Genomic DNA, 7,552 nt, shown 5'->3' with positions numbered 1-7,552 from the left:
TCTTGGGGCTGCCCCTGCGCCCACACTTTTACGCCCCCCCGGCGCCCCCCCCCCCGCTCCCGCGCTGCCCCGGGGGGGGCCTTCCGCCCGCGCGGGACGACCGGCTCAGTCCCCAGGCACACCCCACCCCGAGTACGGCCAGCCCGCCCCACGCCCACGAGGGCCGGGCGTCGAAGGCCAGCCCGGTCAGTACGTTCCCGCCGGCGATCCCCAGCCCGGCGATGCTGCTGTAGCAGCCGTAGTAGGTGCCCACCAGCCGCTCTCCGCCCAGCGTGGTGATCGTGCCCATCTCGAACGGGTAGACGATCATCGTCCCGAGCGTGAGCAGCGCCGCGCAGCCCGCCAGCGCCACCGGCGAGCCGGGGAGGAGCGCCGGGGGTGCGAACGCCACCCCCATCACCGTCAGGCCGCGCGCCATCGCCTGCCGGGCGCTCCATCGGGCCTTGGCCCAGGCGGTGATCCGCACCTGCCCGGCGATGGTGAGCACGCCGGAGAGCACGAACAGCAGCGTCACGCCGAGCTGCCCGCCGCCGCTGCGGGCTATCTCCAGCGGCAGCGCCAGGTAGACCTGGAAGCCGAGCACGTAGGAGCCGGACATGACCAGGGCGAAGCCCAGGAAGCGCCGGTTGCCCAGCACCTCGCGCCAGTCGCGCCACATCGACTGGGCCGCCGGTCCGCCTCGCCGTACCGGCAGGGCCCGGGCCTGGGCGACGGCGAGCAGCGCGAACAGCGCGGCGGCCACCAGGCAGGCGGTCCGGAAGCCGGCGCCCGACAGCAGCAGCCCGAGCGGCGGGCCGAGCAGGATGCCCGCCTGGTAGAAGACGTTGAACAGGGCGAACGCCTCGACCTTGCGCTCGCCCGCCTCCACCGCGAGGTAGGCGCGGGCGGCCGGGTTGAACAGCGCCCCGGCCAGCCCGGTCAGCGCCGAGGCCAGCAGCAGGAGCGGCAGGCTCTCGGCGAGGCCGAGCAGCGCGAACCCGGCCGTGCGCAGGGCCAGCCCGCTCAGGATCATCGGCTTGTAGCCGAGCCGGTCGGCCAGGCTGCCGCCGAGCAGGAACAGGCCCTGCTGGCTGAGGTTGCGCACGCCGAGCACCAGCGCGACCAGCCAGGCGGCCAGGCCGAGCCCGCCGGACAGGTGCCCGGCGAGGTAGGGCATGAGCAGGTAGAACCCGGTGTTGATGGTGAGCTGGTTGACCAGCAGCAGCCGTACCGGCCGGTTGAAGGAGCGCGCCTGCGCGAGGGTGGCCCTCATGCCAGCGGGTCCAGGACGGTCGTGCACCGCGTCCAGCGGGTCGCCTCGGCGTGTCCGGGATGCGGCACCTCGTCCGGATCGGCGGCCGGTGCCCGGACCAGCAGGCCGTGGCGGCGGCAGTAGGCGTCGTTGTAGATCGTGTCGGCGTACCGCTGCGGCCCGTCCGGGAAGATCGCCACGATGCGGGTGCCGGGCGGCTCGGTGCGGGCCAGCCAGGAGGCGACCAGCGCGACCGCGCCCACGCTCCAGCCGCCGCCCGCGTACCGCCCGGCGGTCAGCCGGCGGCAGGCCCAGACCGCCTCGCCGGGCGCGACCCAGTGCACCTGCTCGAAGGCGGCGTAGTCGACGTTGCGCGGGTGGATGCTGCTGCCCAGCCCGCGCATCAGCCGGGTGCGGGCGGGCTGGCCGAAGATCGTCGAGCCGACGCTGTCCACGCCCGCCAGCCGCAGTCCCGGCAGGTCGCGGCGCAGCGCGCGGTAGACGCCCGCGCTGTGCCCGCCGGTGCCCACGCTGCACACCAGCAGGTCGATCCCGCCGAGCTGTCCGGCCAGTTCCTCGGCCAGGCTCTCGTAGGCGGCGACGTTGTCGGGATTGTTGTACTGGTCGGGGCAGTAGGCGCCGGGCCGCCGGGCCAGCAGCGCCGCGACCCGGGTGCGCCGCGCCTCCTGCCAGCCGCCCGCCGGGTGCGGCTCGCGGACCAGCTCGACGCGGGCGCCGTAGGCCCGCAGCAGCCGGACCATCGCCGGTTCCATGCCGGGGTCGGCGACCAGCGTCACCGGGTGGCGGTAGGCGAGCCCGGCCAGCGCCAGGCCGAGGCCGAGCGTGCCGCTGGTCGACTCGACGATCGGCGCGCCCGGCTCCAGCTCGCCGCGTTCACGGGCGCGGGCCAGCATGTGCAGGGCGGGCCGGTCCTTGATGCCGCCGGGGTTGCGGCCCTCCAGCTTGGCCCAGAACCCGGGGCCTTCCGGGGCGGCCGAGCGGAGCTCGGGGATCCACAGGATCGGGGTGTGGCCGACGAGGTCGGCGGGTGACAGGCAGGCGCGAGTGAGGTCCATCCGGCTTCCTTGGTCTGCGCGTGGACGTGACAGGTCGGAGCGGGACCTGTCACCTTCGCGAGGTCGTGACAGGTCGGAGCGGGACCTGTCACCTCCGCGAGGTGCAGAGCAGGAGCAGCGGATCGGCCACCGCCGGTACGGCAGGCGGCGCCCCGGCGGCGGGCCCGGCGACCGGGGCCTCCGGCGGCACCGGCAGCCACCCTCGCACCAGCCCGTCGAGGGTCAGTTCGGCCGCGCTCGACCCGGGCGCGGGCGGCACGACCGGCGCGTCGCACTGGTCGTGCTGATGGTCGCTGTGCGTGACCGGGGCGGCCTGGGCGGCGGTTACGGAGTGCGGGCCCGGCAGGCACATCAGCAGGCAGGCAGCCAGGATCATCGCCAGGACGGCACGACCTGAGATGACCATGCGTGGATGCTATCTCACCTACAGTGACCGATCATGCGGGCGGCCTGCCGCTCAGCCGTCCCCGGCGGATTGCGCGGGACGGGCCGCGCCGCGTCGTAGGCCAGCGTGAGCAGCCAGAACAACGCCGGCAGCCGCCGGTAGACCCGCATCCGCGCGACCTCCCCGGCCTCCAGCGGGAACGCGGCGAGGAAGGCGGCGGTGTCGAACTCCGTGTCCACCCAGGCCGAGGTGCTCGACGATGCTCGCCAGCTCGTAGGCCCGGTCGCTGCGGCCGGACTCCTCGAAGTCCAGCAGCCGGATGCGGGAGCCGTCCCAGAGCACGTCGGCCAGGTTCCCGTCGCCCCGGCCGAAGACCGGCTCGCCCGGCTCCGGCAGGTCCTCCGCCAGCCACGGCAGTGCCCGGTCGAAGGCCTCCCGCACCACCGGGGGGCCGGGTGGCGGGGTGCTGCTCCACTCCCGCAGCCGGGCCAGCAGGTCGGCGGGGCTGCCTCGCCGTACCGGCAGATCCCGGGCGGGCACCTCGGCGAAGACCTCGGCCAGCAGGGTGAGGGCCCGCCATTCGGCCTCGCTGTGCCCCGGTCCGGCGAAGCGCTTGCGCACGGTGGTCTCGCCGAGGAGGAGGTCGCGCTCTGGACGAAGGCCGGAGTTCTCTGTCACGATGACAGCATGATCGACAGAAAGGGCGCATCCGCCCTCGTGCGATGAGAGATCCGGCGCAGCGCGAAGCTGCCGGGATCCGTGCTGACTGGCTGGACCACGCGTGCTCCACGCGGCCGGCCGACCGAGCGGCCGCCGAGACGGCCATCTCCGGGCTCTACCGCCTGATCGGGCGGGATCGGCCCCGCTTCCACTGGGTCTCCTCGCCGCTGGCCGCCCTGGCCACGCTGCCGCCGGGCGTGCGCGGCAACGGCGACCCCGCCGACCATCCAGTGGCTCGCGAGCTGACCTCGGCCTCCCTCGACCTGCGGCTGGTCTCCACCGGACACGTGCCGGCGGCGCTCGACCGGCTGGTGAGCTGGGAGATCAGCCGGCCGCTGGCCGCCACGGTGGAACGAGTCCTCCATCCCGCGCTCCGGGCCGCGGACGAGCGCCGGAGCCGGTGGCGGGCTCCGTGGTACGAGACGCTCTCGCCGGCCTGGGTGGCGCACCTCCACGCGCTGGCCCGCCTGGGCGGCGGGCCCGTGGACGAGCGGCTCGGGCTGTGGCGGGCCGCGATGCGCCAGACGAGCTGGTGGTGGCCGCGCGACGGCGTCTGCGTGATCACCGAACGCCCCGTGACGCTGCACACCGAACCGGCAGAGGCGGGCGCGTTGCGCCTGCACGCCGACGCCGGCCCGGCCGTCCGGTACGCCGACGGCTGGGAGGTGCACGCCTGGCACGGCACCGTGGTGCCGCGCTGGGTGATCGACGCGCCGAGCGTCGGGCACATCGAGCGCGAGCCGAACATCGAGGTCAGACGCTGCGCCATCGAACGCCTCGGCTGGGGCGAGTACCTCGACCGGGCCGGGCTGCGCCTGGTCGCCACCGCCGCCGATCCCGGGAACCCCGGCTCGGAGCTGCGCCTGTACGACTACCGGCCGGGCAGCCGGGTGCTGCTGGCGGTCAACGGCTCGCTCGAACGCGACGGCACCCGCCGCCGCTACGGCCTGACCGTGCCCGGCTTCCTCGACGACCCGGTCGCCGCCGCGGCCTGGTCCTACGGCCTGCCGGCCGCCCACTACGCCCAGCTCGCCCGCCGGACCTGAAAGGTGATCTCCATGACCGTGACCCTCGCTTCGCTGACCCGGCTGACCGGGCTGACCGTGCTCGACCACCTGGAGCAGTCGGTGCGCATCCCCGTCGTCGGCGGGCTGCAGGCCCAGGGCGACCTGATCGTCGTCCCCTTCGACCTGCTCGCCCGTGACGTCCTGATCCGGCCCGCCGCCCTCTGGCAGCCGGTCCGGGCCGAAGGCGTCGTGCTGGTGCGCGGCGCCGACGGCGGCAACCCGCACACCCTGGTCGCCGACCCAGGCACCTGCCGCTGGACCACCTCCGTCGCCGACTTCACCCGCCTCACCGTCGGCGTGTTCGAGGCCCGGGAGGTCGTCTACCTCCTGCATCCCGAGCACGGCGCCACCGGCTGCGCGCCCGGCCGCTACGTCGTGCGCCGGCAACGGGAGTTCGAGGGCGCCTGGGGGAACCGCCTGGTCGCCGACTGAACCGCCCACCCGGCCGGGGTCCACTACCCTGGCCGGGTGGAAGGTGTGGTCGAGCTGTTCACCGACGGGGCCTGCCGGGGCAACCCAGGCCCCGGCGGCTGGGGCGTCATCCTGCGGTACGGCAAGCACGAGCGCGAGCTGCGCGGCGGCGAGCCCGATACCACCAACAACCGCATGGAACTCATGGCCGCGATCATGGGCCTGGAAGGGCTCACCCGCCCGTGCGTGGTGCGCGTCCACACCGACAGCACCTACGTGCGCAACGGGATCACCTCGTGGATCACCGGCTGGAAGCGCAACGGCTGGCGCACCGCCGCCAAGGAGCCGGTCAAGAACGCCGACCTGTGGCAGCGGCTCGACGAAGCCCGCGGGCGGCACCAGGTCGAGTGGCTGTGGGTGCGCGGCCACAACGGGCATCCGGAGAACGAGCGGGCCGACGCCCTGGCCCGCCTCGGCTGCGACGAGACCACCCCGCGCGTCTAGCCCGGCCGGGTGGCGAGGCGGATCTGCTCCTCCTCCACGATCTGCCGCGCCAGGTCCTGCTCGGACACGTCCACCGCGTGCGGGCTCGACTCGGCCAGGTCGCTGCGCCGCGCGAAGGCGTCGAACAGCCGGCTCTTGCCGCCGAGGATGGCCAGCAGCCGCTGGTCCACCGAGTCGGCCGCGAGCAGCCGGTGCGTCTGCACCCGCCTGACCTGCCCCATCCGGTGCGCCCGCGCCACCGCCTGCGCCTCCACGCTGGGCTTGAGCTGCGGCTCGCAGAGGATCACCACCGAGGCGGCCTGCAGGTTCAGCCCCACCCCGCCCGCCTGCACCTGCGCCAGCAGGACCGCGTGGCCGGGCTCGGCGCCGAAGGAGTCCACGAGCTGCTGCCGCCGGGCCGCCGGCACGTCGCCGGAGATCGGCCCGTACTCGAAGCCGTCGAGCGCCTCCCCGACCGCGTGCAGGACGTCGTGGAAGAAGGAGAAGACGACCACCTTGAGCTGGTTGGCCTTGGCCTCCTCGACCAGCTCGGTCAGCCGCTTCAGCTTGGCGCTCGTCGCCGGCGTCCGGTAGGCGGCCCGGCGCATCGCCATGAAGTTGCCCGACGCCACCGCCTCCCGGTAGGCCTCCAGGTCGGGGCCGCTGAACTCCACCCACTCGTCGGCGTCCACCCGCTCGGGCAGCTCGGTCAGCACCTCCTCCTGGTTGCGCCGCAGGTAGACCGGGGCGACCGCCTTGCGGAAGGCCTGGGCGCCGGCGACCACGTCGCTGCCGCGCAGGCTCTCGGCCAGCGGCGGCTGCAGGTAGCCGATGAGGGTGCGGAACTCCTCGACCCGGTTCTCCATCGGCGTGCCGGTCAGGAAGAGCACCCGCTCCACCCGCCGGCACCAGGCGTGGACGCTGCGCGAACGCCGGGTCGCCGGGTTCTTGGCGTAGTGCGCCTCGTCCACGACCAGCAGGCCGACCGGCAGCTCCGGCGGCACCTCCAGCCGCCACAGGCTGTCGAGCGTGACGATCGCGACGCCGCCTTGCCGTACCCACTCGGCCTGGACGGCGGCGCGCTCGTCGCCGTGCAGCGGAAAAGCGCGCAGCGAACTGCGGGACTCGATCTCGCGCACCCAGTTGATCAGCACGCTGGTCGGGCAGACGACCAGGAAGTGCGTGGCCTCGGTGGCGCGCAGGTGCGCCAGGACCGCGATGGCCTCGACCGACTTGCCCAGGCCCATCTCGTCCCCGATGATCACCCGCCGTTGAGCCAGCGCGAACCGCGCCCCGAACGCCTGGTAGCCGCGGAGCGAGACGCGGCGGTGGGTGTCGTCCAGCGGCTGGGCCTCGACCTTGGCCAGCAGGTCGCCGGAGAGCGCGCCCGCCCCGCCGGTCAGCGGCTCGCCGGTGAGCTCGCCGAGCAGCGCGTAGTACTCCGCCGCCCGGTGCTCGAAGTCGGACCACGCCTCGATCTCGTGCACCGGCGGGCGCATCAGGTCGGTGGTGAGCTCGGTCAGCAGCAGCCGCGTCCCGCTGTTGCGGGCCAGCACGTGCTCCAGCTCCTCGACCGCCGCCAGCGCGCGCCGCCGCCGGGCGGGCAGCGTGAAGAACAGCCGCAACCGGCTGCGGGCCGGCCCGGCCTCGTGCAGCAGGGGCGCCAGCCGCTGTTCCAGCCGACGGGCCAGCTCCAGACCGCGCGGCAGCTCCGGCCCGGCCGCCACCAGCCGGTGCAGCGCCACCACCAGCGCGGTGAGCGCCGGATCCCGCCGCCGCTCGATCTCGATCCGCACCGGCGCCGACGCGGTCGCCGCCTCCGCGATCTGCTTCGCCGCCGCGTGCACCTGCCGCGCGGTGTGCCTGCCGATCCCCGGCACCAGCTCCAGCCGGTACGGCGGAGCATCCAGGACCGCGGCCACCGTGGTGAACCCGGCCTGCTCCAGCGCCCCAAGCCGCAGCCGCCCCCCGGTCACGTCCTTCAGCCGGGCCACCGGGATCGCCGCCAGCTCGTCCCGCGCCGCCCGCGCCTGGACCTCGTGCAGCCGCCCCCTGGCCTCGGCCTCCACGGCGGCATGCTCGTGCAGGAGCGTGCGGGCCGCGTCGTGCAGGGCGGTGGCGTCCTGGATCACCCTTCCGATGCTACTGAGCGGAGTGTCGGAGGGAGCTGGCAAGATCT

Annotated in this window: 8 protein-coding genes; 3 read left to right on the top strand and 5 right to left on the bottom strand. The window is 74.6% G+C overall.

Features of this window, described 5'->3' with window-relative positions; all coding sequences use genetic code 11:
• Positions 1–28: 28 nt before the first annotated feature.
• The 4 genes from AB0I67_RS39475 to AB0I67_RS39460 all read right to left on the bottom strand — a co-directional run bounded on the left by AB0I67_RS39475 (position 29) and on the right by AB0I67_RS39460 (position 3,370).
• On the bottom strand, positions 29–1,252 hold the full coding sequence (locus tag AB0I67_RS39475; protein ID WP_357935164.1) for an MFS transporter: 1,224 nt from the start codon (positions 1,250–1,252) through the stop codon (positions 29–31).
• The gene (locus AB0I67_RS39470) at positions 1,249–2,307 is read right to left on the bottom strand and encodes a PLP-dependent cysteine synthase family protein (RefSeq protein ID WP_357935161.1); all 1,059 of its coding nucleotides are present in this window, start codon (positions 2,305–2,307) and stop codon (positions 1,249–1,251) included. Before AB0I67_RS39470 ends, AB0I67_RS39475 begins: the two co-directional genes overlap by 4 nt.
• Before the next feature lie 88 nt (positions 2,308–2,395).
• Positions 2,396–2,713 (bottom strand): hypothetical protein, encoded by a 318-nt coding sequence (locus AB0I67_RS39465; protein ID WP_357935158.1) that lies wholly within the window; start codon positions 2,711–2,713, stop codon positions 2,396–2,398.
• Positions 2,714–2,764: 51 nt separating this feature from the next.
• Entirely contained in the window at positions 2,765–3,370 is a 606-nt protein-coding gene (locus tag AB0I67_RS39460) for a phosphotransferase (protein ID WP_357935155.1), read from the bottom strand.
• 44 nt (positions 3,371–3,414) lie between these two features.
• Here AB0I67_RS39460 and AB0I67_RS39455 point away from each other — a divergent pair, with 44 nt between their 5' ends.
• From AB0I67_RS39455 to rnhA, 3 genes are read left to right on the top strand one after another with little or no spacing between them, the layout of a single operon-like run.
• Complete coding sequence (locus AB0I67_RS39455) at positions 3,415–4,458, top strand: DUF6745 domain-containing protein (protein ID WP_357935152.1); 1,044 nt, start codon at positions 3,415–3,417, stop codon at positions 4,456–4,458.
• A gap of 12 nt (positions 4,459–4,470) precedes the next feature.
• Positions 4,471–4,911: a hypothetical protein gene (locus tag AB0I67_RS39450; protein ID WP_357935149.1), complete on the top strand. Its 441-nt coding sequence runs from the start codon at positions 4,471–4,473 to the stop codon at positions 4,909–4,911.
• A 36-nt stretch (positions 4,912–4,947) separates the two neighbouring features.
• Positions 4,948–5,394, top strand: a complete 447-nt coding sequence (rnhA, locus tag AB0I67_RS39445) for a ribonuclease HI (protein ID WP_357935146.1) — start codon at positions 4,948–4,950, stop codon at positions 5,392–5,394.
• Here the strand turns inward: rnhA and AB0I67_RS39440 are convergent.
• Positions 5,391–7,505 carry a DEAD/DEAH box helicase gene (locus AB0I67_RS39440; protein WP_357935143.1) on the bottom strand — a complete coding sequence of 705 codons (2,115 nt, stop codon included), beginning with the start codon at positions 7,503–7,505 and terminating at the stop codon, positions 5,391–5,393. The genes rnhA and AB0I67_RS39440 overlap by 4 nt on opposite strands.
• Positions 7,506–7,552: the final 47 nt, after the last annotated feature.

Origin of the sequence: Nonomuraea sp. NPDC050310 (assembly GCF_040655795.1) — a bacterium.
Classification (GTDB): domain Bacteria; phylum Actinomycetota; class Actinomycetes; order Streptosporangiales; family Streptosporangiaceae; genus Nonomuraea.
This window is presented reverse-complemented; position numbering and strand designations above follow the sequence as displayed.

What these genes read in the sequence shown, in the direction of transcription:
- AB0I67_RS39475 (WP_357935164.1), bottom strand. Translation starts at nt 1,252, where the DNA reads ATGAGGGCCACCCTCGCGCAGGCGCGCTCCTTCAACCGGCCGGTACGG.
- AB0I67_RS39470 (WP_357935161.1), bottom strand. Translation starts at nt 2,307, where the DNA reads ATGGACCTCACTCGCGCCTGCCTGTCACCCGCCGACCTCGTCGGCCAC.
- AB0I67_RS39465 (WP_357935158.1), bottom strand. Translation starts at nt 2,713, where the DNA reads ATGGTCATCTCAGGTCGTGCCGTCCTGGCGATGATCCTGGCTGCCTGC.
- AB0I67_RS39455 (WP_357935152.1), top strand. Translation starts at nt 3,415, where the DNA reads ATGAGAGATCCGGCGCAGCGCGAAGCTGCCGGGATCCGTGCTGACTGG.
- AB0I67_RS39450 (WP_357935149.1), top strand. Translation starts at nt 4,471, where the DNA reads ATGACCGTGACCCTCGCTTCGCTGACCCGGCTGACCGGGCTGACCGTG.